The organism is Methyloglobulus morosus KoM1, assembly GCF_000496735.2.
Lineage (GTDB): Bacteria > Pseudomonadota > Gammaproteobacteria > Methylococcales > Methylomonadaceae > Methyloglobulus > Methyloglobulus morosus.
In genome coordinates this window covers 1-23128 of record NZ_AYLO01000109.1, presented here as the reverse complement: position 1 = coordinate 23128, position 23128 = coordinate 1, and the positions used below count along the sequence as shown (strand labels likewise).

The 23128-nt window shown below is 49.0% G+C and carries 22 protein-coding genes and 1 pseudogene; 8 read left to right on the top strand and 15 right to left on the bottom strand.

The window, feature by feature from the left end:
* Nucleotide 1: 1 nt before the first annotated feature.
* The 12 genes from MGMO_RS14125 to gshB all read right to left on the bottom strand — a co-directional run bounded on the left by MGMO_RS14125 (nt 2) and on the right by gshB (nt 14116).
* Nucleotides 2–634, bottom strand: a complete 633-nt coding sequence (locus MGMO_RS14125; protein ID WP_023495733.1) for an alpha-ketoglutarate-dependent dioxygenase AlkB family protein — start codon at nt 632–634, stop codon at nt 2–4.
* Between the two features lie 3 nt (nt 635–637).
* Entirely contained in the window at nt 638–2746 is a 2109-nt protein-coding gene (locus tag MGMO_RS14120) for a TonB-dependent receptor plug domain-containing protein (protein WP_023495732.1), read from the bottom strand.
* A gap of 41 nt (nt 2747–2787) precedes the next feature.
* Nucleotides 2788–5187 (bottom strand): EAL domain-containing protein, encoded by a 2400-nt coding sequence (locus MGMO_RS14115; RefSeq protein WP_023495731.1) that lies wholly within the window; start codon nt 5185–5187, stop codon nt 2788–2790.
* The gene (locus tag MGMO_RS14110) at nt 5180–5740 is read right to left on the bottom strand and encodes a YfiR family protein (protein WP_051384056.1); all 561 of its coding nucleotides are present in this window, start codon (nt 5738–5740) and stop codon (nt 5180–5182) included. The genes MGMO_RS14115 and MGMO_RS14110 overlap by 8 nt, the downstream gene beginning before the upstream one ends.
* A gap of 222 nt (nt 5741–5962) precedes the next feature.
* Nucleotides 5963–7288, bottom strand: coding sequence for a M18 family aminopeptidase (locus MGMO_RS14105; RefSeq protein ID WP_023495729.1), 1326 nt, complete (start codon nt 7286–7288; stop codon nt 5963–5965).
* Nucleotides 7289–7435: 147 nt separating this feature from the next.
* A complete protein-coding gene (locus MGMO_RS14100) occupies nt 7436–8905 on the bottom strand; it encodes a lipopolysaccharide biosynthesis protein (RefSeq protein WP_023495728.1) in 1470 nt (489 codons plus the stop codon).
* Between the two features lie 72 nt (nt 8906–8977).
* Nucleotides 8978–10270 (bottom strand): dihydroorotase, encoded by a 1293-nt coding sequence (locus MGMO_RS14095; RefSeq protein ID WP_023495727.1) that lies wholly within the window; start codon nt 10268–10270, stop codon nt 8978–8980.
* A complete protein-coding gene (locus MGMO_RS14090) occupies nt 10270–11232 on the bottom strand; it encodes an aspartate carbamoyltransferase catalytic subunit (protein ID WP_023495726.1) in 963 nt (320 codons plus the stop codon). Before MGMO_RS14090 ends, MGMO_RS14095 begins: the two co-directional genes overlap by 1 nt.
* A complete protein-coding gene (gene ruvX / locus MGMO_RS14085; RefSeq protein WP_023495725.1) occupies nt 11232–11699 on the bottom strand; it encodes a Holliday junction resolvase RuvX in 468 nt (155 codons plus the stop codon). The genes MGMO_RS14090 and ruvX overlap by 1 nt, the downstream gene beginning before the upstream one ends.
* Nucleotides 11692–12255 (bottom strand): YqgE/AlgH family protein, encoded by a 564-nt coding sequence (locus MGMO_RS14080; RefSeq protein ID WP_023495724.1) that lies wholly within the window; start codon nt 12253–12255, stop codon nt 11692–11694. The genes ruvX and MGMO_RS14080 overlap by 8 nt, the downstream gene beginning before the upstream one ends.
* Nucleotides 12256–12290: 35 nt before the next feature.
* Nucleotides 12291–13172: a TonB family protein gene (locus tag MGMO_RS14075; RefSeq protein WP_023495723.1), complete on the bottom strand. Its 882-nt coding sequence runs from the start codon at nt 13170–13172 to the stop codon at nt 12291–12293.
* A complete protein-coding gene (gshB, locus tag MGMO_RS14070; RefSeq protein WP_023495722.1) occupies nt 13169–14116 on the bottom strand; it encodes a glutathione synthase in 948 nt (315 codons plus the stop codon). Before gshB ends, MGMO_RS14075 begins: the two co-directional genes overlap by 4 nt.
* A 129-nt stretch (nt 14117–14245) precedes the next feature.
* Here gshB and rpmB point away from each other — a divergent pair, with 129 nt between their 5' ends.
* Together rpmB and rpmG are read left to right on the top strand one after the other, a co-directional pair.
* Nucleotides 14246–14482: a 50S ribosomal protein L28 gene (rpmB, locus tag MGMO_RS14065; protein WP_023495721.1), complete on the top strand. Its 237-nt coding sequence runs from the start codon at nt 14246–14248 to the stop codon at nt 14480–14482.
* An 11-nt stretch (nt 14483–14493) separates the two neighbouring features.
* On the top strand, nt 14494–14649 hold the full coding sequence (gene rpmG / locus MGMO_RS14060) for a 50S ribosomal protein L33 (RefSeq protein ID WP_023495720.1): 156 nt from the start codon (nt 14494–14496) through the stop codon (nt 14647–14649).
* 88 nt (nt 14650–14737) lie between these two features.
* Here rpmG and MGMO_RS14055 read toward each other — a convergent pair whose 3' ends face one another.
* Nucleotides 14738–16072, bottom strand: coding sequence for a cyclic nucleotide-binding domain-containing protein (locus MGMO_RS14055; protein ID WP_023495719.1), 1335 nt, complete (start codon nt 16070–16072; stop codon nt 14738–14740).
* Nucleotides 16073–16197: 125 nt separating this feature from the next.
* Here MGMO_RS14055 and MGMO_RS14050 point away from each other — a divergent pair, with 125 nt between their 5' ends.
* The 4 genes from MGMO_RS14050 (at nt 16198) to pepN (ending at nt 21233) form a co-directional block, all read left to right on the top strand.
* Nucleotides 16198–17565: a DegQ family serine endoprotease gene (locus MGMO_RS14050; protein WP_023495718.1), complete on the top strand. Its 1368-nt coding sequence runs from the start codon at nt 16198–16200 to the stop codon at nt 17563–17565.
* A 101-nt stretch (nt 17566–17666) separates the two neighbouring features.
* Nucleotides 17667–18188, top strand: a complete 522-nt coding sequence (moaB, locus tag MGMO_RS14045) for a molybdenum cofactor biosynthesis protein B (protein ID WP_023495717.1) — start codon at nt 17667–17669, stop codon at nt 18186–18188.
* A gap of 1 nt (nt 18189) precedes the next feature.
* A complete protein-coding gene (locus MGMO_RS14040) occupies nt 18190–18582 on the top strand; it encodes a DUF423 domain-containing protein (RefSeq protein ID WP_023495716.1) in 393 nt (130 codons plus the stop codon).
* Entirely contained in the window at nt 18582–21233 is a 2652-nt protein-coding gene (gene pepN, locus MGMO_RS14035; protein WP_023495715.1) for an aminopeptidase N, read from the top strand. Before MGMO_RS14040 ends, pepN begins: the two co-directional genes overlap by 1 nt.
* 31 nt (nt 21234–21264) lie before the next feature.
* On the opposite strand, the gene MGMO_RS20060 is transcribed toward pepN, so the two are convergent.
* Nucleotides 21265–21435 (bottom strand): hypothetical protein, encoded by a 171-nt coding sequence (locus MGMO_RS20060; protein ID WP_161808501.1) that lies wholly within the window; start codon nt 21433–21435, stop codon nt 21265–21267.
* Between the two features lie 39 nt (nt 21436–21474).
* On the opposite strand from MGMO_RS20060, the gene MGMO_RS20055 reads away from it, so the two are divergent.
* Nucleotides 21475–21651: a hypothetical protein gene (locus MGMO_RS20055; protein WP_161808500.1), complete on the top strand. Its 177-nt coding sequence runs from the start codon at nt 21475–21477 to the stop codon at nt 21649–21651.
* Nucleotides 21652–21655: 4 nt separating this feature from the next.
* Here the strand turns inward: MGMO_RS20055 and MGMO_RS20665 are convergent, their stop codons facing one another.
* Nucleotides 21656–21823 carry a hypothetical protein gene (locus MGMO_RS20665; protein ID WP_235557296.1) on the bottom strand — a complete coding sequence of 56 codons (168 nt, stop codon included), beginning with the start codon at nt 21821–21823 and terminating at the stop codon, nt 21656–21658.
* A gap of 213 nt (nt 21824–22036) precedes the next feature.
* Here MGMO_RS20665 and MGMO_RS14025 point away from each other — a divergent pair.
* A pseudogene (locus tag MGMO_RS14025) lies at nt 22037–23000 on the top strand (IS110 family RNA-guided transposase).
* The last annotated feature ends 128 nt before the right edge of the window (nt 23001–23128 follow it).

The following is a 23128-nucleotide window of genomic DNA, read 5'->3' as shown; positions in this document are numbered from 1 at the left end:
ATTAACTGATTTGTATTTTCCGAAACGTCAAATTGATACGCTGTGTTTTGTGCGCCTTCGTTTTGGGCACCGAATGTACCCAATACCGTTGGCACATCCCGCCCATCACCAGCAAATCACCGTGTTGCAGCGTAATATTCAATGACTGTTTGCTTTTTTTATGATGCATTTTAAACAGGCGTCCTTCCCCCAAACTTAAAGATGCAATCGTAGGGTTAACGCCCAATTCCCTTTCATCGTCGGCATGGCAACCCATTGAATCCTTGCCATCCCGATATAAGTTAGCCAACACGCTGTTGAAGGCGCAATGACATTGCTGTTCCACTTTTTCCTTAATGGCGTGCAACTCCGATGTCCACGGTCTTGGTTGGTGGTTGACTCCCGAATATTCGTAATAAGCCTCACGGTCACCGTACCAACACATCAAGCGGGGGACTTTGACCCACTTGCCAAAAATAAAAATATCTTCCTCTTGCCACTGTAGGTCGGACAATAACTTGGCAAACAATTGATCAGATTCAACGTGCCCGTAAAATTCCCTGATTAAGATCAACTCCACCCCATCGGCCAAATTAAAATCGATGAGCCGACTGTCTAAGCCAAAATTTATTTCTGCTTGCCTCAACTTGGACATTGCTCAAAAATCAACGGAGGCCTCGAAATAAAAGCTCCTTCCTTGCAAAGGCAAATTGGAAGGTAGGGTTGTGCTCGGAAAACCCGCCGGTTCCAAATTTTTAGAGTCAAACGCGTTTCTAAGGGAGGCAGCAACGTTCACATGCCCGTACAACCGCTTGCCGCGCAGGGTAAAATCCACGGTTTCATAATCTTCCAATGGCCTGGTGTCGCCAGGATCGCGCGCCCTGCCGCCCAACCAATTCAATTGCGACTGGAATTGCCATTGCGGCATAAATTGCCAGATGCCCGCAAAATAAATTTGGTGTCCTGGCACCCCGGCTATGCGCCTGTCGGTCGCATCGTTTCGTGCATTTTGCCAGGCATAGTTACCCAATAAGCTCCATTGTTCAGACACTTTCCAACTCCATTCCCATTCCGTGCCATAACCGTCCAGGTTGCCGAAGTTGTTGTATTGCAATATCCCCGAACGTGTTGGTGAAGGTGAAATGCTGATGAAGTCATCGATGTGGTAGTAATACAGGTTCAGGGCCGTCCTAAGCGCAGAGGAAGGGCGATAATCGAACGCCCATTCGACCGTATTGTTGATTTCTGGTTTTAAGTTCATATTGCCCTGGCTAAGGGGACTGTTTTGCGAACCCAGTTCGACAAAACTAGGCGCCCTAAATGCCCTGCCATACAACAGCTTGCTTGTGAGTTGCCTATTGATGTCCCACACTAACGCAAACCTGGGGTTAACCGTACTGCCGAAATCCGAGTAATGGTCATAACGGACCCCCGCAGTCATGTGCCAGCCGTCGGTAATCTGCCATTCGTCCTGTAACAGAAGGGATCCGATTTTCCGGTCGGTGTTTGTCAAAAACGCAAAAGGCGTACCGGAATTGTCTACCAAAGCGGCATCCGCCACAGGCGGCAGGGGTTTACCGAATGCGTAGTTACGACGGTCTGTAAAGCTCAGTTCCTCATACCGGAAGCCAGCGGTAAACCGAAATAAGTGTTTGTCCAGGCCCTTATACAAGGAAGTCAGCTCGATAGATGGGACTTTCTGCACATGCCTGATATCAACGACTACCCCTTTGGGGAAAAGCGTCAATTGTGTCGGGTTGAATTGATCTATATCGCCAATGGCATTGACGGGCAAACGTGTGTTATCCGGGAAAAGGTTGACAGTGGCATTGACATCGGAATGCAAATAACTCAGGTGCGCCAGGAACTCCCAATCATCAAGCCAATCTTCGGTCGAAAACCGCATGTCGCCCAAATATTGTGCGCTGTCAGCGGAACCTTTGGGATCCAATGCCCCGCCAGAACCAGACCGTGTGCCTATATCAAGGCCATTGAACGCCCAGAAGCCAATATCCCAATGTTTACGCTTCAGGTTCACGTGCGTATTCAAGGCACTAAAACGGGTATTCATGGCACCGGGTGCCAGGGATGCGTTCGTCCCAAATGCCCGGTCAAGAAGGGTTTGGCTGTCTTCTTTAATAATCCTGCCGTTGTCGCCCGCAGAATGCTGGTATTGTAAGCTGGTGGCGATGTCCCAACCTGCCCACTGCGTTCCGTTTTGCCCCCAACCGCTTTGGGTATCCCAATTACCTGCCCGCACGCCCAACTGGGTGCCATTGATGTCCTTGGCTTTTTTGGTAATGATATTGATGACCCCGGCAAAAGCATCGGAGCCATAGACGGCAGAAGCGGGGCCACGGATTACTTCAACGCGCTCAATAGCCGCTAAAGGCATATCAATTGATGATTCTGTAGAGCCCCGAAAAGCGGTGCTGATACGCGTCCCGTTCAGCAAGAACAAGATTTGTGAGTTATTTTGGTTTGCAAGCCCCCGGATATTGTAATGTATGTCATTGGACATGGGCTGCAGGCTAGCGTGTATCCCCGGGACAGTTTCCAGCACCTCGTGCAATTCTGTCGCGCCCATTGCCCTTATTTGTTCCGCAGTGATGACACTGGTTGACCCGGCTGATTGGTAACTGGGCCGGGGTGTGCCTGTGGCTATAGAAACTGATGTTTCCGCCAATTCGGCAGGGGTCATTGAAAAAAATTCTTCCATTTCGTCATCAGCGGCATGGCTTATGGCCGCACTTAAAACGAGCACCATGACTAAACAGCTACTGATTATTTGCCTTTTGACTTTCATTTTTACATGCTATCAAATAGAGTCGTTATTGATTTGAGCTCATCCAACGGGACTGGCTTACCGATGCCATAACCTTGGGCATAATCAATGCCTAATTTTTTGAGTAAATTAAAGATTGCTTCATTTTCAACAAATTCGGCAATCGTCTTTTTATTCATCACATGCCCGACTTCATTGATGGATTTCACCATCGCCAAATCGACTTCATCCACAAGAATATCTTTAACGAAAAGGCCGTCAATCTTGAGGTAATCCACGGGCAAATGTTTTAGGTAAGCAAACGAGGACAAACCGCTGCCAAAATCATCCAACGAAAACAAACAGCCTTGTTCTTTCAGTTGGTTAATAAAGTGAGTGGCATGGGATAAATTGGAAATGGCGGCGGTTTCCGTTATTTCAAAGCATAGCTTATTGGTGGGTACATTCCACTGCTGAAATTGGCTTGAGATAAATTTCAACATGGATTCATCGGAGAGCGACAATCCCGACAGGTTAACCGAACAAAGGGACAATGTGCTAAGAAAATCAGGCCGTGTTGCCAGCCACTCCAGTAAATTGCTGATGATCCAACGATCCAGTTCAGAGGCCAAGTTATAACGCTCGGCAGCAGGCAAAAAGGCACCGGGTGGGATTATATTGCCACGGTCATCCCGATAACGGAGCAAGGCCTCAAAATGCAACCCCTCGTCAGTGTCATGAAGCGGCACAATGGGTTGCCCATACAAGATAAACCGTTGTCGTTCCAGGCCTGAACGAATTTTTTCCACCCATTGCATCTCCCCTTGTCGGATCGCCAATTCTTCATCGTCGGGGCTGAACAAATGCACACGGTTACGTCCTTTTTCTTTTGCGGCATAACAGGCAGCATCGGCTTCTTTAAGCAGGTCTACCGCATTCCCGCAGACAATACTTATGGGAGCGACACCGATACTGACACCAATGGTAAAACTCCTGTCTTCCCAGGCAAAAGTAAAATCCTTGATTAGTTCGCGCAGTTTTTCGCAGGCCAGCAACGCCTGTTGCGGACTACAGTTGTACATCAATATCCCAAACTCATCACCACCGAGCCGGGCAATAAAATCAGATTGCCGGACGTGTTTGCGGAGCATATCCCCTAACTGCCTGAGCAATTCATCGCCCGCCAGATGACCACAGGTGTCGTTGACAACCTTGAACTGGTCCAGATCCAGGTAACACAACGCATGTTCGCTGCTATGCTGTTGCGCGAGCGTAATCGCACGCTTCAAATAACGGTCAAATTTATTGCGGTTGGCAAGTCCGGTCAGGGCATCATGGTCGGCTTGGTAAGCGATTTGTTCATTCAACAAACGGGTTTCTGTGATGTCTTCGTAAACGATCAGCAGGCTGCTTTCCTGTACTTCGTTTTCGACCAGCCTGGCGGTAGCCCTGACCCAGATAATACGGGCATTATGGCAAATATTACGCATCTCATGGTTATGCACCTGGAGAGGGTTAGCATTGCAACGCTCGATCAACTCTCGCATCAACGATGCATCATCTGAATGGACAAAATCGAAAAGGGAACAACTTTGTAGCTCTTCAACCGTTAAACCCAATTGTTTGGCTCCCGTGAGATTGACCGACAGGATTACCCCTTCCCGGGAAATATTGAACACCATCGTTGGGTTATCATCGTAAAGCGTCAAATAACGGTTTTTTGCCCGTGTTAAAGCTAAGCTCTGGGCCTCCACCGTTTTAATCAGGCCATTGAACGAGTCAACCAGCACCCCCATCTCGTCATTGCCCAACTTTTCGGCCCTGAGCGAGTAATCACCGGTATCGTTGATTTTTTTGACGGTATCGACAAGTTTCTTGACGGGTGTCGAAATGAGTTTTAGCAGCGGCTGCGACAGCAAAAAGGCCAATAAAGAAACGGCCACCAGCACCAATAACAACACTCCGATAAACTTTATTTTTTGCCAATAGGCCTTGGACAAATCAGCGCGTATATAAACGATACCAATTTGTTCTTTGTCCATCATGATGGGGTTAATGACTATTAATTGCTTGTTTTCAAATCTATTTTTCTCCCCAACGATGGTGGCCTGACAAATTTGGCTGGAATCGGTCTTATTCGCCAACCCAACAAAAACGGTATTTGGGTCGCGGTATAAACAAGTCAATTGAACGGCGGGAATATTATTGAACACCGCCAAATTTTCTACGGCCAGATTCCGGTCGTCAAACATCAGGGCGGCGGCGCTGCGGTTGCCTATGACTGAGGCCAATGCGGTCAAGTCCTCTTTGGTTGTGCGTTGAAATTCTGAAAGCTCCAGCCAGATTAGGAACACACCCGCAAAGAACAGTGACATTAAGCTTGAAAACAGCAAAATCAATAATAGCTTGCGGTTAATTGAGAGATTGCCAAGCCGTTTAATCATGAATCCCCCCTTTGACTAGTTCGGCAATCTCCAATAATTTTGCGCTGATTTTTAACTCCGTTTGCCTGACCGATTGCAGGTTAACTTGCAGCTTAATTTTGCCGTCCCTATTGACAAAACCAATCATTCCGCCTCCTGCGACAAATTCGTCGCCTTCTCCGACGATCAGCATTCCTGTTGCGTGTGAGCCAATTTTGAGCTTTTCAAAAGCTGTTTTAGGATTGCTGGAGTGGCTTATGTAGAGTATGCGGCAGTGTATTTTCACATCTCGACCGGACAAGAAAATCGCCTCATCCAACCTGATTACCTTGATAGGCTTATCAAAAGCAGATTTTTTTTCGATGGGGTCGATAACTGCGCCGAAAGGGTCCGTACCCAAGATGCACAGGTTAAAGGTCGCACCAGTAATTTCCGGCCAAGTCACAAATTTGGTGAAGTTATAGAGATAACCGGCCTTAACCTTGTATTCAAGATTGCCGTCGTCTGCGCTAAGGCTAGCTGAAAATATCAGCACCAAGCAAAACAGGGCTCTTATTAAGGGAAAGGCCTTCATTCAATTATGGCGTTTTGTTGTCCACTGCAAGGAGGAAGTGACACATCGCTCGTTATTATTGCGCTGTTCTAATTAAAAAACGAGATATCAAAGGTTACAATACACGGTTGCCACGACTTACGTTTCGTATCCGACAACAGCGAATCTCTCCTTTTCAAAGAGGGCCAACTATAGCTTATTATTGAGATTATTTCAGCAAGCAATATCATGCAAGGAACCCCATCATTCGACCCGGCCTATCGCTTGTGACAAGAAAAATGTTTTCAATGCCCTGGTTAAATAATCATGGTCTAACACCCCGGCACTCTCCCTAATACTGTGCATCGCCCACATCGGGTTGCCGACATCGACAGAGCGGATACCCAGTTTGGCCGAGGCGATTGGGCCTATGGTGCTGCCGCATGGCAGGTCGCAACGGTGCGAATAGCGCTGGTAGGGTACGTCGGCCTGATCGCACCAGTCGATAAACATCGCTTTTGAAATGCTTTCCGAACTGTAACGGTGGTTTACGTTTACCTTAATAGCCGGCCCCTTATTGAGCATCACCTTATGGTCGCTGTCGTAGGCATTGGGGAAGTTAGGGTGATAACCATGCGCCATATCGGCACTGACCAGGAAACTAAGCGCCATTATCCGGGCAAAATCCTGTTGGTCCGCTTGGGAAGACGATGCAATACGCATGAGGGCATCAGGAAGAAAACTACCGTCCGCGCCTAACTTGCTTTCGCTGCCGATTTCTTCATGGTCGAAGAACGCACAAACCCGCGTGTTTTCGCTACCGTTTAAGACGGCTTCATCCAGGAATGCCTGTAAGGCGGCGTGACAGGAAGCCAGGTTATCCAATTGGCTGTTGCTGTAAAACTCCTCTTGCGCTCCCCAGATAACGCCTTTTTGGGTGTCGTATGCGGCCAAATCCCAGGATAGGATACGCTTGCTGCCAATCCCCGATTGCTGTTGCAACACGCCTAAAAAATAATCGGAAGGGAGTTGCTGCTCAGCCAGTACCGACAAGATCAGCGGCAATTCATTCTGCTTATGCAGTTTCAGGCCATCTTCATTGACATTCCGGTTTAAGTGGATAGGCAAATTCGGTAACCGTAACAAAGGGTGGTCGAATTTAATGAGTTGGCTATCGATTTCGCCCTGATCGTCCTTATAACAAATCCGTCCGGCAAGGCTCAAATCCCGATCCGTAAACGTCGCAAGGATAGGGCCACCATAAATCTCGACATTCAATCGGGCAAAACCTTCCTTGCTGTTGCTCGCATTGGGCTTTACCCGCAGTCCCGGCGAATCGGTATGCGCGCCGACAATTTTAAACCCCGATTCAACTAACGGTTTCGTTCCAAGCACGAATAGGATAATGGACGAACCGTCCCGCACGACATAATACCGTCCGCCGGCTTGTAGCTGCCATCGGGCGGTTTCATCCAGCTTAATAAATTGGAATGGCTTGAGCAGGGATTCTATCGTATTGACCACATGCCACGGACTGGGGCTGTCGTCGATGAAGGCCAAAAGATTTTGGATTTGTTGCTTTGGGGTCATTGATATTTATGTAATTGGTTACCTTTAGCAGAAAGCTAACATACCCAATGCCGTTAAGTAAAGAAAGTACCTTTCTTCGGCCCAATATCCACATCAATGTAAGCTAGCCTGTTGATTGCCTCAGCTTCTTCCTTATCAAGCTTGCGTTTATCCCGCTTTCAATTGACGTTTTTCAAACAGCGCAGCAATCAACAAATACAGCACCAACAACGCCGCAGAAAGCACCCCAGGCGGCCAATGAATCATCGCTTGTAATTGCAGATTAGCTAGGTAAATCCCCAATCCCAAGCCGATATAAGCCAAAACCCTCAGCACATCGTACTTAACGGGATAATATTTCTGTCCCAGCATATATGATACGAAAGCCATGCCCGCATAACCAATCAGGTGCGCCCAGGCGGAGCCGGTGTAGCCGTAAATGGGAATCCACTTGATATTAAGATAGATTGTAAGTGCTGCCGCGCATAAAGATACGCCAGCACCGATCAAAGTGCGGTCGGTCAGTTTGTACCAGATGGATAAATTGACGTAGATACCGAGGAACAAATTAGCAAGTAATAAGATTGGCACGACATCCAACCCCGAACGGAACTCCGGCCCGACAAAGTATTTGAAAAAATCAATGAATAAGGTGACCAGCAAAAAGATGAACACGCAGAAGATGACGAAAAACCGTAACACTTTGGCGTAGATAACCTTGGCATCGGCATTCTCTGCATAAGCAAAGAAGAACGGCTCAGCGGCAAAACGGAAGGCCTGGATAAACAGCGACATCAGGATAGACAACTTGTAACACGCGCCATAAATCCCCAGCATTTTCATGTTGGTTGATAAGTCGTAGGGCAGCAATTGCTTAAGCAGTACGCGGTCGAGCATTTCGTTGATGATGCCCGCAAAACCGATGACCACCATCGGCAAGGAATAGCGGAGCATACGGGGAAATAAGGTGCTGTCGAACCCCCAACGTAGACCAAGTAATTGCGGGGTGAGCATAAAAAACTTAAAGACACTGGCAATCAGGTTGGCAATAAAGATATAGCCCACGCCGATTGCCGGATCGTAGAATTGGTTGATAAGCGGGTAGGTGTTGTCGGCGTATAGCTTAGGGCAAAACTTGATGAAAAACAGGCTCAGGCCAACGGTTATCAGGATTTCAATGACCTTGATCCCGGCAAAGCGGAAGGCCTTGTCTTCTGCCCGTAACCGGGCAAAGGGTATGGATGCAATAGCGTCCATAATCAAGATCAAGCTGAAACACAGGACGTATTCAGGATGGTCTGGATAGTGCAGAAAATTTGACAGCCACGGATTGACCCAGACAATGACTGAAAGAAAACCAAGGTTAATCAGCAAGATAAACCACAAGGCGGTAGAATAAGCCGTATCTTTGCCGACTTCTTCTTTGTTGCGAAACCTGAAATAACCTGTCTCAAAACCGAAAATCAGCAGCACGGCAAAAAATCCGGCGTAGGCATAAAATTCCGACACCACGCCGTATTCCTCGGCTGAGAAATAATAGGTGTACAACGGCACCAACAGGTAATTGAGGAAGCGCCCGAAAATGCTGCTTAGGCCGTAGATAGCCGTTTGCGAGGCGAGTTTTTTGATGATGCCCATGTTAAGTTGATGCTGATCGGTGAGTAATCTTAGGCTTGAACAGCCAGATAATATGTGAAGTGCCCGTGCCGGCTAATTGGCAATGTCTGGTTGGCTATAAATTATCCTTCCCGCCTGTAAAGTATGAGCAACCTTGCCATTAAACATCTCTCCCCAAAACGGCGTATTCACGCCCTGACTTTTCCAATTTCCTGAATTCACCTGCCAATCCAGTTCAGGATCGAATATACAAATATCGGCGGCGAAGCCCAGGGTTAATGCCCCGCTGTCGAGTTGCAGTATTTGTGCGGGTTTTTGGGTCAGTGCGGCGATGCCTCGTTCTAGGGTTATGGCATGTTGGTCTACCAGCTTAAGCATCAAGGGCAGCAGGGTTTCCAGCGACGAAATACCGGGTTCGGTTTCCGGGAAGGCGCCCAGCTTGGCATCGAGGTCAAGCGGTTGATGGTCGGAGCAAATACTGTTGATAGTGCCATTAGCCAAGCCTTCCTTGAGCGATTCCTTATCACGGATCGAACGGAATGGAGGTTGGACATGGTAGGCACTGTCGAAAGGAACAATGTCGTCTTCAGTCAGGTGCAGTTGATGGATGGCGACATCGGCACTGACCGCCAAGCCGTATTTTTTGGCTTGGTGCAATCTAATCACGGATCGCCTGCTGCTTAACTGTCCGAAGTGGACACGGCAACCGGTCAATTCCGCCAGTTCCAGGCATTGCGCCAGGGCGATGGTTTCTGCGGCATCGGGAATGCTGGGCAAGCCGTAACGCGTCGAAAGTTTACCTTCATGGACACAACCGTTATTCGCCAGCCATACGTCATTAGGCCGGTGGATCAGCAATAAGTCGTGGCTGGCGGCATATTCCATTGCCCGCCTGAGCACCAACAGGTTTCTTATGGGTTGATTGGCATTGCTGACCGCTACGCAACCCGCCTGTTTGAGTGTAAGCATCGCGCTTAACTCTGCGCCTTCGAGTTTTTGGGTTAACGCGGCTATCGGCAAAATTTGAGTGTAGCCGGATTTTTCCGCCAAGTCTTTGATCAACTCGGCAACGGCTGGGGCATCAATGACGGGGACGGTATCCGGTTGTAGGCACATCGTAGTGACACCCGATGCGGCGGCGGCGGCCGTTTCGCTGGCAAAAGTGGCTTTGCGGCTTTGTCCCGGTTCACGTAACCGTGTGCTTAAGTCGATAAAACCAGGGCAGACTATTTGGTTTTTGGCGTCAATTACCTTGTCCGCCCTAAATCCAGCAGGCTCGTTTGTTACCGATGCAATTTTGCCGTCGACAATATACACCGAACCGATGTGGTCTATCTTGTTGGCAGGGTCGATAATCCTGCCGTCTTTGATGAGTATGTGTTCCATCACACGCCCTCCTGTTTTTGCATGACCATCGCCATGATCGCCATGCGGATGGCAATACCGTTGCTCACCTGCTTGAGGATAACCGACTGCGGGCCGTCAGCCACATTTGAATCGATTTCAACGCCACGGTTAATAGGGCCTGGGTGCATCACAATGGCATCAGGCTTGGCGATTTTCAGCCGTGCTTCGGTCAGCCCGAAGCATTTGAAGTATTCGCTTTCGCTAGGGAGCAACGCGGCACTCATGCGCTCTTTTTGTAACCGCAACATGATAATCACGTCAATATCTTTCAGGCCGTCGGCGAGATCGTGCGAAACCGTAACCCCCATTGTTTCAACTTGTGCAGGCAATAAGGTTTTAGGGGCAATGACACGGACTTCTGCGACACCCAAAGTATTGAGTGCCTGTATATCAGAACGGGCAACCCGGGAATGCAGGATGTCACCGACGACAGCCACCTTCAAGTTTGCGAAGTCGCCTTTCATCTGCCGGATGGTAAACATATCCAGCATGGCTTGGGTGGGATGGGCGTGTTGCCCATCTCCGGCGTTGATGACGCTGACATGGGAAGCGGCATGTTGGGCGATAAAGTGTGCCGCGCCACTGATGCCATGACGCACAACAAACATATCGACATACATGGCTTCCAGGTTGCGGATAGTATCGAGCAGGCTTTCTCCTTTCGAGGTCGACGAAGTCGCAATACTCATGCTTAACACGTCGGCTGATAAACGCCTGGCAGCGAGTTCAAAAGTTGTGCGGGTGCGGGTACTGTTTTCGAAAAACAAGTTGACGATGCTTTTGCCGCGCAGCAGCGGTATTTTTTTGATACGCCGGTCTTCCGAGCCGACAAAAGAGTCTGCCAGATCCAGTATTTCTAACAATAGCTGTTTATCCAGCCCTTCTATGGTCAGGAAATGTTTGAGTTTGCCTTCTGAGTTTAATTGCAGGTTAGTGGGCATTATTGCGGCGCGTTGTCATTCAGCCAAGTCTGCAAAATAAGTTGGGCCGCCAATTGGTCCTGGACTGCCCACAGTTTTGTTGCGCTTACGTTTACCTCGTCAAATAACATCTGTTTGGCTTCATAGGTGGATAAGGTTTCATCTTGTTGGTAGACAGGCAGATTGTACCTGCCGCCCAATTGCCGACAAAATTTTAACATACGCGGGGTAATCAGGTTGTCCGAGCCATCCAGTTGTTTCGAAATGCCGACGACTAAACCGGCAGGTTGCCACTCGTTGATCAGTTTGCTTATGCCATCCCAATCCGGGTTTTGGTTGAGGGAGCGCAAGGTAAGCAGCGGATTGGCGATGCCTGTCACCAAATGACCGACCGCAACCCCAATTTTTTTGTTGCCGAAATCAAAACCCAGGTAGGTTTGGTCTGGTGTTTTGGCTTGAATGGGATCGACTCTCAACGTGTCAACCATGTCCGGCCGGCGTGGTCAATTGATTGATGTTGATGCCGATTTGGCTGGCGGCAGCATTCCAGCGCTGGTTCACTGGCGTATCAAACAGGATTTGCTTGGCATAAGGCGTATTCAGCCAGGAATTGCTCAAAATCTCTTGTTCCAGTTGCCCTTCGCCCCAACCGGCATAGCCTAGGGCAACTAAATATTGTGCCGGGCCTTCTCCTGCCGCAATGGCTTCAATCACGTCGCGGGAGGTGGTCAGGGAAATAACTTCGGAAACGGGCAAGGTCATGTCCCAATCCCCGCAAGCGGTATGGACCACGAACCCTCTGTCCTGCTGCACTGGGCCACCCGAAAATACGGGAGCTTGCGCTGCCGTCGGGGATTTAACGGTGATCTCCATTTGCTTGAAGATTTCACCCAACTTCATGTCTGCAGAGCGGTTAATAACGATCCCCAATGCGCCTTCTTTAGTGTGCTGGCACAGGAAGGTGACGGTATGATGGAATGTCGGCTCCATCAAGCTAGGCATAGCGATAATGAATTGATTATTGAGGTAGCTAAATTCGCTCATTGTGGCGTCTCCGATTTCTCTGACGGTAGACAGTATTATGGCGTAGTCATTCCCGATTCGTCAGAAAATTTCCATTTTCGGGTGATGACCAGGACGTTCACCTCTTTAAGCAGGTCACTGGGCAAGGCCGGAAACGGGGCGCTCATCCTGACAATCCGTTTCGCCGCTTCATCCAACTCGGGATAACCGGATGAACGTGAAATTCGCATACTGTAAATGCTGCCGTCGGCTTTAATCCCAACATCCATTGTCAAAGTACCCGAAAAATTTTTCTTCGCCGCTATCGCCGGATAGTTCATGTTGCCTGTGCGTTCGACTTTGCTTTCCCAGTCTTTCACATATTGCGCGGCGATATACTTATGGGCACTGACGGAATTGGCGAATTTTATCTTAGTCTGGTCTGCACTTTGTTCCTTAAGCCTAATTTCATTCCCGTATTGCGCGACCTGTTGTTGCAGCATTTCTGCGGTCAACTTTGGCCGTTTTTCTTTTTCCTCTGTCGTCTCGGCATGTGTTTCAGAGACTATCTTTTTTTCGGCTTTTACCTGGGTAATGAGTTTTTGTTTGGCCTTGGGTTCGGCCTCTTCTTGCTCGGTTTTATCCGCCTGTTTTCTTGGGCTGTTACCCTGGTTGACAATCCGTTTAGCAGGCGGCTCTGGTTTTTTGAAATTTTCGCCCGTGCCTATTTGATTGTCTTGCGCTAAAAATTTGGCTTCTTTGGGTGCTTTTTTGGCGGGTATATTGACCAGAATAACATCAATCGAACGGCTGTCCTGAATAGGGGGTTCTGGTTCAGTAAAGCGGATGCCCAGCACAAGGATGATATGGACAATGATAGCAATAAACAAGGCGACCAACATCCGGTCATTGTTGGTGACCGTACTGGTTGAATCGAAAACGACTGGATTCGCCATCATTTCAGTACTGTCTCTATATGATCCATTAGCAGGCCGCTAATATTCAGGCCAAATTGTTTGTCCAGTTCCTGTACGCAGGTCGGGCTGGTGACATTGATTTCGGTCAGGGTTGATCCGATGACATCCAAGCCCACAAACACCAAGCCTTTTTCCCGCAACGTAGGGCCGACTTGGCTGGCGATCCATCTGTCTTGGTCGGACAACGGCCTGCCTTCGCCCGTTCCGCCGGCCGCCAAATTGCCCCTGCTTTCACCTTTTGCTGGAATACGGGCAAGACAATAAGGCACAGGTTCGCCATTAACCATCAGGATGCGCTTATCGCCCTCCTTTATCTCCGGCAGATATTTTTGCGCCATCACGGTACGGCTGTTGTGCTGGGTCATCGTTTCCAGGATTACGCTCAGGTTAGGATCGCCTTCCTTAATATGGAATATAGACGCGCCGCCCATGCCATCCAAGGGTTTGACAATAATGTCTCCCAATTCATGCAGAAAACCTTTTATCCTGCTTGCATCCCGGGTAACCAGGGTTTCTGTGCAACACTGCGGAAACCACGCCGTAAACAACTTTTCGTTCGCATCGCGCAAGGATTGCGGTTTGTTGACTACATATACGCCAGCATGCTCCGCCAGTTCCAGCAGATAAGTTGCGTAGAGATATTCCTGGTCGAACGGCGGATCCTTACGCATGAGGATGACACCAAGCGTATCCAACGCAATATCCTGTTCGGCAACGAACCGGAACCATTGCTGATTGTCGCGTTGCACATTAAGAGTTCGGGTTTTGGCGTAAGGCTTGCCGTCCCTTAGATACAGGTCGCCCAATTCCATGTAATGCAGCTCCCATCCCCTGGCTTGGGCTTCGAGCAACATGGCAAAGCTGGTGTCTTTCTTGATGTTGATCCGGGCAATGGGATCCATGACCATGCCTAGTTTTATTGGCATTGCTGTCTTTCCATAAGGCTTGTAAGGTGACTATTCATTTCATTTTATAGATTGTTATTTACCTTGGAAAGAATTTTTGGTATAAAGACGGGCTAAATTTGAATCCAGGCACCCAGCTAGAGGCCCATCATGTCCAGAGTATGTCAAGTAACAGGAAAACAGCCTGTGGTCGGCAACAACGTATCACACGCCAACAATAGAACCAAGAGACGTTTTCTCCCCAACCTGCACCATCACCGTTTTTGGGTGGAAAGTGAAAACCGTTGGGTGCGCCTTCGGTTATCCGCCAAAGGCATGCGAATCATCGACAAAAAAGGCATAGACGTTGTTTTGGCGGATATGCGTAAAAACGGCATCATAGCTTAAGGGAGTTAACCATGCGCGATAAAATCAAACTTATTTCCAGCGAAGGCAACGGCCATTTCTACACCACCACCAAAAACAAGAAAACGATGCCGGAAAAAATGGAGATCAAAAAATTTGATCCCGTAGCCCGCAAGCACGTTATGTACAAAGAAGGCAAGATCAAATAACCGTTTTTTCCGTAACCCTGTTTTCAAGAAGTTTAGCCCGAACTGAAGTAGCTGTCACCGTATGGTCGGTACGGGCAAAACTGTGCCTTTATTGTCGTTTTGTGAACCTGTTCAGGATGCCTTTGAGCCGTTCGATTTGCTGGGTAAGTACCTCGCATTGATTTTCGGCTTGGTCTTTTTCAGCTTGAAGCGTGGCGTTCCTTTTTTCAAGATCGCAGTTAAGTTGGATTAACCTTTCGTTTTCCGCTTTTAACAACTTTATCTCGGTTTCAGGATTCAAGGCCGTTGATTCTGAAATCTCCTTGCTTATATTATCGCTATCGTGCGGGCTTGCTTGCAGCGTGTCTTGTTGATTATCGCCAACATCCGCAATATCCGTTTCACCCTCCTCTTCCTCAATGCCCACGCCTTCTTTTAAGACAGTGGCATTGAATTTGTTCTTAAGCAACAAAAATGCACCCGCCTCACTTTCTTTGCCATTGCCGCAGACCACAATAACTTGCTTATCCTTGGGTATTTCGGCTATACGCATCCGCAAAGACGACAACGGTATATTGGCGCTGCTATCAAGGTTGCTGTTTTCGTAAAGGTGCGGCAAACGGACATCTAACAATACTGCCCCATTTTTTACCGCATCGGGCATTGCCTCATGGGAGATAAACGTGAGTGTCGGGGCCTTAATTTGCGTCAAAAAATGCTTTTTTTCCAGTTGGATCAAGCTGACATCCGAAAGCGCAGTGATTGTTTCCTGGGCAGGCTTATCCGTAATCAAATATTCTTCCCCGAAACTTTCACCCGCACCCAACTTGATTTCACTGTGACCATCCAACGGCTTACGGGAAAGCAAGCACTGGCCTTTTTTTATGATGTAGAAATACTCTACCTCGCTACCTTTAGCAATAATGACCTCACCCTCAGCGAATTGGGTGGTTTTCAACGAGATAAGGATTTTCTGTAAATTGGCGGGCGGTAAGGCCTGAAAAAGCGGTAACCGCAATACGGCAGTCATCCAGTCGTCAGAATCTTCGGCAGATTCTTCAATAACCGTATATCCTTGGTCTTCACGAAACACCGCAGGTGGCGGATTGTTTACGGTATGTGCATCCAGGCGGACAATACGCACCACACCATTTGCTATGGCATCAATTTTTCTCGGAAGCTGATGCGCTAAAGCAAACTTTGCGGACTCGCTTTCCGAGTCAATGACCTCGACGACAAGGCCTTCCGACTGTAGAGACACACTGCCATCCAGCAAGTAGACCAGATCGGCATTGGTGTCGCCTTTCTTGAAAAGGGCGGCATCCTGAATTTGTTCCACCGTCACATTCGCGCATAATTCCTTGAATGCCTCGCTAGGAAAGGTTGCTAAAGGATAAAATCGACGCAGGATGCGGCTCTCATCAGAATTGCTTTGGACTGCCATTTAACGCTCACAAATTGTACAAACCAATCCCGCCGTAGGGATAAAAATACGGATTTCAAACCTTGAATTAAACATTTTTGAACCTATATTGTCTACCAACCGCGTTTAACAACCTTGGAACAACCATGAGACCCCATAAGTTAGTCAAGCCGCTGAATTTTATTAGCATCTTATCGATTTTTCTCTTCTTTAATTCGTTGGGCCATGCCATCGGGTTACCCGCTTTTACCGAAAATCAAGCCATGCCCTCGCTGGCGCCCATGCTGGAACGCAGTATGCCGGCAGTCGTCAATATTTCCACGTCCACCAGTATTGAGGTCGCACAGCACCCGCTGATGCAAGACCCTTTTTTTCGGCATTTTTTTAACGTCCCCAACCAATCGCGCAAGCAGCAAAAAAACAGCCTAGGTTCCGGTGTCATTATAGACAGAGATCAAGGCTACGTGTTGACTAACAACCATGTTATCGATAAGGCCGACAAAATTATGGTGACATTGACCGATGGCCGTCAATTGAATGCCGAAGTTGTGGGCAAAGATCCAGAAGCCGATGTGGCCATCATCCGCATTCCGGCCAATAACTTGACTCAACTGCCGTTTGCGGATTCCAGCCAGTTAAGGGTCGGCGATTTTGTGGTCGCTATTGGTAACCCGTTTGGCTTGGGCCAAACCGTAACATCCGGTATTGTCAGCGCATTGGGTCGTTCAGGGCTGGGCATTGAGGGCTATGAAGACTTTATCCAAACGGATGCCTCCATTAACCCCGGCAATTCAGGCGGCGCGCTCGTTAACTTACGCGGTGAATTCGTGGGCATGAACACGGCAATATTGGCACCGACCGGCGGCAATGTCGGTATCGGCTTTGCCATTCCGGCCAATATGGTGATGACGATAAAGGAATCGTTAGTTAAGCATGGTGAAGTCCGTCGAGGCTTATTGGGGGTCACGACCCAAGATTTAACGCCGGAACTGGTCAAGGCTTTCAATTTGAAAGACATGCAAGGCGCGGCGATCAGCCGTATTGAAAATAATTCCCCTGCCGAAAAAGCCGGCCTAGCTTTAGGCGATATCATCGTCTCCGCAAACGGCAAAGCGATTAAAAACAGCCATGAACTCCGCAATATCATCGGTTTGCTGCAAATTGGCGACAAAGTAGACCTTGAATACTATCGCGGCGACGAAAAATTGGAAACCACCGCCGTCATAGGAAAACAGGAACGGGCGCAACTTATTGGAGATAAGCTGCATCCAAGATTGCAAGGCACCGTCCTCAGCAACTCGCAACGGGATCAAATTGAGGGGATTGTCATAGAAAAAATCAATACGGCTTCTTATGCCTGGAAGATAGGCTTGCGTCCAGGTGACGTAATCGTGTCCGCCAATCAATATCGGGTCCACAATCTCGACGAATTAAAGCAGGTTATAGATGCCAAATCGGAATTGCTCTTGAATGTACAGCGGGGGCAAGAAGCCTTCTTTGTCATGTTGAATTAAGTTTCCACAGTGTGATGCCTGATGGGACGTATTGAAATAACTTGTGCTACCGGCCATCTTGGTTATTTAATAGCCCGATTTAAACACTAACGCTATTGATTGTGAGCACAGAAAAACACTTCATCCCCTTATCCATTGCCGTATTGGTCATCTCGGATACCCGAACTGAAGCCGATGACGTTTCCGGTAAAACGCTGGTTGAATCGCTCGCTACCGCCGGACATAGGCTGTTTGAAAAAGTGATTGTTCCCGACAATATCTACCAAATAAGGGCGGTTGTTTCCAACTGGATTGCCTCTGAAACCGTCGATGCCATCATCACAACAGGCGGGACTGGGGTGACAGGGCGGGATGGTACACCGGAAGCTGTCTTGCCTCTGCTGGACAAAGTGCTGGACGGTTTTGGCGAAACCTTTAGAATGCTGTCCTACCAGGATATCAAGACCTCCACCATCCAATCGCGGGCGATTGCTGGTGTCGCTAATGGCACCTACATTTTTTGTTTGCCGGGTTCATCGGGTGCTTGTCGTACCGCTTGGGATAGCCTAATCAAAGAACAACTGGATTTTCGTACCCGTCCCTGTAATCTGGTGCAACTCATGCCCAGGTTAAAGGAGAAATAAGATGAAATCAGTGTTTATTTTTCTCGGTGCATTTTGTGCTTTTCTGGCTGTAGGCTTTGGCGCCTTCGGTGCCCACGCCTTAAAGGCCACGTTAAGCGCAGAATCCTTAGCGGTTTATCAAACAGGTGTCACTTATCAAATGTGGCATTCCTTGGGATTGATCGCTATCGCCTTGGTGCAACAACATACGCCCGAATCAAAACTGGCCGCATGGGCTGGCTGGCTGATGTTTCTTGGCATCCTGTTGTTTTCCGGTAGTTTATACTTGCTTGTACTGCTTAATATTCCCCAGTTCGGCATGATAACGCCAGTAGGCGGACTTTGTTTTCTATTGTCTTGGCTATTGCTTTGTCTCTCCGCCAATAAAAATAAACCTAAAAAAAGGTACCAATAATGCGCGATGCCAATCCCCAAACGATCTACCTGAAAGATTACCAAGTACCCGATTATCTCATCCATACCGTCGAGCTTAATTTTACCTTGGACGAACGACGGACACAGGTTGTTTCCAGGCTTTCCTTAGCCCGTAATCCCAACAGCCAGTCGTCGGAAACGGCGTTGGTCCTGGCAGGCGAAAATCTCAAATTGATACGCATCGTCCTTAACGATGACCAGGAATTGACCGAAGCGGACTACCACATCACGCCGGAATCATTGATTATTCATGACGTGCCGCAACAACGCCCGTTCACACTCAACATCGAAAATGAAATCAACCCCAAAGCCAATACCGCCCTGGAAGGCTTGTATTTGTCCAATGGCATGTTATGCACCCAATGCGAAGCGGAAGGTTTCAGGAAAATCACCTACTTCCTCGACCGTCCCGACGTGATGGCAAAATTCACCACCACACTGGTGGGCGATAAAGACCGCTATCCGATTTTGCTGTCCAACGGCAATCTTATCGCCCAAGGGGATGACGACAATAACCGGCATTGGGTAACGTGGGAAGACCCGTTCAGCAAGCCATGCTACTTATTCGCGCTGGTTGCAGGGCAATTGGAATGCTTAGAAGACAGTTTTACGACCCTATCCGGGCGTAAGGTAGGCTTGCAGATTTTTGTGGAACAACACGATATCGATAAATGCGGCCACGCCATGCAATCGCTAAAAAATGCGATGGCCTGGGACGAACAGGTTTACGGGCGCGAATATGACCTCGATCTTTACATGATCGTCGCCGTCAGCCATTTCAACATGGGTGCGATGGAAAACAAGGGCTTGAATATCTTCAACACCAAATTCGTCCTGGCACGCCCTGACACGGCCACCGATTCGGACTACGAACATATCGAAGGCGTGATCGGCCATGAATATTTCCACAATTGGACGGGCAACCGCATCACTTGCCGCGACTGGTTCCAACTCAGCTTAAAGGAAGGCTTTACGGTATTCCGCGATCAAGAGTTTAGCGGCGACCGTTCATCCAAAGCGGTCAAACGCATCGAAGATGTCAACATGCTCAGGACACGGCAATTTGCCGAAGATGCTGGCCCGTTAGCGCACCCCATCCGCCCTGATGCGTATATAGAAATCAACAATTTCTACACCTTGACGGTCTATGAAAAAGGTGCCGAAGTCGTGCGGATGTTGCACACCCTCTTAGGTTCGGAAGGATTCCGTAAGGGCTGTGATTGTTATTTCCAACGCCATGACGGGCAAGCCGTCACTTGCGATGATTTTGTCAGTGCGATGGAAGCCGCTAATGGAAGGGATTTAAACCAGTTCCGGCGTTGGTATAGCCAGGCGGGCACGCCCGTTATCCATGTCATAGAAAACTACCGTACCGACGAAAAAACACTGGCTCTGACAATTAAGCAACACTGTGCGCCAACGCCAGGGCAACCCGCAAAAGAACTGCTGCATATTCCGATCACCGTTGGCTTACTTGACAAGCAAGGCAATGCGATACCGTGTAACTTGCAAGAATCAGCGACAGGAAACTATGAAGTCATCTTGCAGCTGACCGCCGCTGAGCAAACATTTACCTTTACGGGTTTGGCGGAAAAGCCCGTAGCATCCATCCTGAGAAACTTTTCTGCCCCCGTCAAATTGACGATGGAACGCAGCCTGGATGAACTGGCGTTCCTGTTGAGCTACGACAGCGACACGTTTAACCGTTGGGAAGCAGGCCAACAACTCGTGGGACAAGTCATCACTGGGCTTATTGTCGATAGCCAGCAAGGTCGACCCCTGAACCTCCCTCCCATCATTATCGACGCTTTCAAACGGGTGCTTTCGCAATCCTGGGAAGACTTGTCTTATTTTTCCTTGTTATTAAGCCTGCCATCGGAAGGGTATCTGGCTGAACAAATGCAGGTGGTGGACGTAGAAGCTATCCACAAGGCTCGGGAATTCGTCGTCCGAACCCTTGCCGAACAGTTACAACCTGAATTGGAAGCCTTATACTTGGACAATCACCGCGACGAATCCGGTCAATTCGATGCGGGTGCAATAGGCAGGCGGCGTATTAAAAACGTGAGCCTGAGTTTTCTCAGCCGCCTGGGCAACGAGAAGGTTCAACAATGGTCAACGCAACAATTCAACACAGCGAACAATATGACTGACCAAATCGCCGCTTTAGCGAATATCGTCAATTATCCCCATCCAGCAAAACAGGAATGCTTGACGCTTTTTTACCAGAAATGGCAGCAAGAAGCGCTAGTCATCGACAAATGGTTCGCCATCCAGGCATCCAGCCCCATGCCGGATGCTTTCGCCACGGTCGTCTCATTGACCGCGCACCCAGCCTTCGACTTAGGAACGCCCAACCGTGTCAGGGCGGTCATCGGTTCATTCACCCAAGCCAACTCGCTCCATTTCCACGCCGTCAACGGTCAAGGCTATGAATTCCTGGCCAACCATGTGATCGCGCTCGATATCCTAAACCCCCAAGTCGCCTCCCGCATGTTAGGCCCCCTGACCTCCTGGCGGCGCTTTGACCCTACCCGCCAAAACCTGATGAAAACCCAACTGGAGCGAGTGATGAACAGCCCCTCGATTTCGAGGGATGTGTATGAGGTGGCGAGTAAGAGTTTGATGTAATTTTTGATACCTTCTACCCTTGGGTGAAGGGCTAAGGAATTGGATTTTGTAAGTCGGTTATTTGTGATGCCGTCATTTCTGCATGGACGACCGCCAAGGATGGCGGAAGTGCGGCAAGCAAGTAGGAACTTGCGCCGCTGCCGGCATCCAGATACCAGTGATGGTTTATATAAATCCGTTCGTGGTGAGCTTGTCGAACCATGAACACAATATTGTGTCGCTAACGCGACAATTGATTTTAATGCCAGTTCCCACACTGGCAGGCGGGATACTTTTCTTTGCTTGTCCAAAGCAAAGTATCCAAAAGAAACGACCCCCGGATGCCGCTTGTTTCCTGGACTTCTCGCATTTACCGGGGGTCGCCGGAAGGGACTTCCTGTCCCTCCGACAACGTGCGGCATCCCTGCCGCACCCCTAACGGGCTATTCCCGATAAATGCTCCGATGCTCGGCGCGGCATACGGGAATAGGGCGATTGCCATAGTCCACGTAACTCCGATTAGCGATAGCGTAATCGGAGGGAATGCAATCAACAAAACTCATGCGTACGATTACGCTATCGCTAATCGTACCTTGTATTATCCAATTCATGTTGTTCAAGCAAGATTTAAACGATAAATTATGCGCGAACACATACCTGGGAGGCATCCTGGGTTGGGTGGTTGGATGCCGTATCGTACCTTGGCAAGTTAAGGCCGCGACGTAGATTATGCAGCAGTCGCCCACCTCGATCAACGATCGGACAGTATCTTCGGCCCGGTTTCCGGCAGCCTGTATTCACAAGGTAGATCATTTGAGGTTTCTATGACACATTTTCATCTCGGCATTGATGTTTCAAAAGCTAAACTAGACTGCGCATTACGCCTGCCAAACGGCAAGTTCCGCACCAAAGTTGTCCCCAACACGTCCGAAGGTTTCGCCGCCTTGCTGGCGTGGCTGGCGACCCAACAAGCCAACCAACCCCATGCCTGCATGGAAGCGACCGGCATTTATTGGGAAGCCGTTGCCCACACTGGCCGCCAAGGGCTTCGCGGCAAGTGTGGTCAACCCCGCCCAAATCAAGGCCTACGGCGCTTCCTGCCTGACTCGCACCAAGACGGATAAGGTTGACGCCAAACTTATCGCCAATTTCTGCGCCGAACGCAACCCTAGCCCTTGGCAAGCGCCCAGCGAGGCCGAACTGACCCTGCGGGCTTTGGTGTTACGCCTGGATGCGCTGCAAACTATACATACTCAGGAATGCAACCGCCTCGGGGTATCCCGTGACGCCGTGCGCGGCAACATCCAAGACCACCTGGACTGGCTGGACGCCGAAATAAAACACCTCGCCCAAGCCATCAAAGCCCATATCGACAACCATCCTAGCCTGAAACAACAGCGCGACTTGCTTGACAGCATCCCCGGCTTGGGCGAACGCACCATTGCTATCATTTTGGCGTTCTATGCCGACACCGGGCGTTTTGCCAATAGCCGGCAAGCCGCTGCTTTTGGCGGCCTTGACCCAAGGCAGCATGAATCCGGCAGCAGCGTCAAAGGCAAAACCAAGCTGTCCAAGGTCGGCCATGCGTTCTTACGCAAGGCGCTGTACATGCCCGCCATGGTCACGCTTTACAAAACGGCATGGGGCAAACATTTCAAGGCGCGATTAACAGCGTCCGGCAAACCGCCCAAACTGATTATCGGCGCCATGATGAGAAAGCTGATCCATGTCGCTTTTGGCGTCCTAAAATCCCAAAAACCTTTTAACCCAAATCTTCATTTCGCTTGACTGGGATAACAGTATCTACAGCACTAATTCTATAATTCGAGCATTTGGACAAGTATAAATTGAGTTGACAAATTATAAATTGCTTGACAAATTATAATATTTGCATATTATTGATCCATACAAATCAC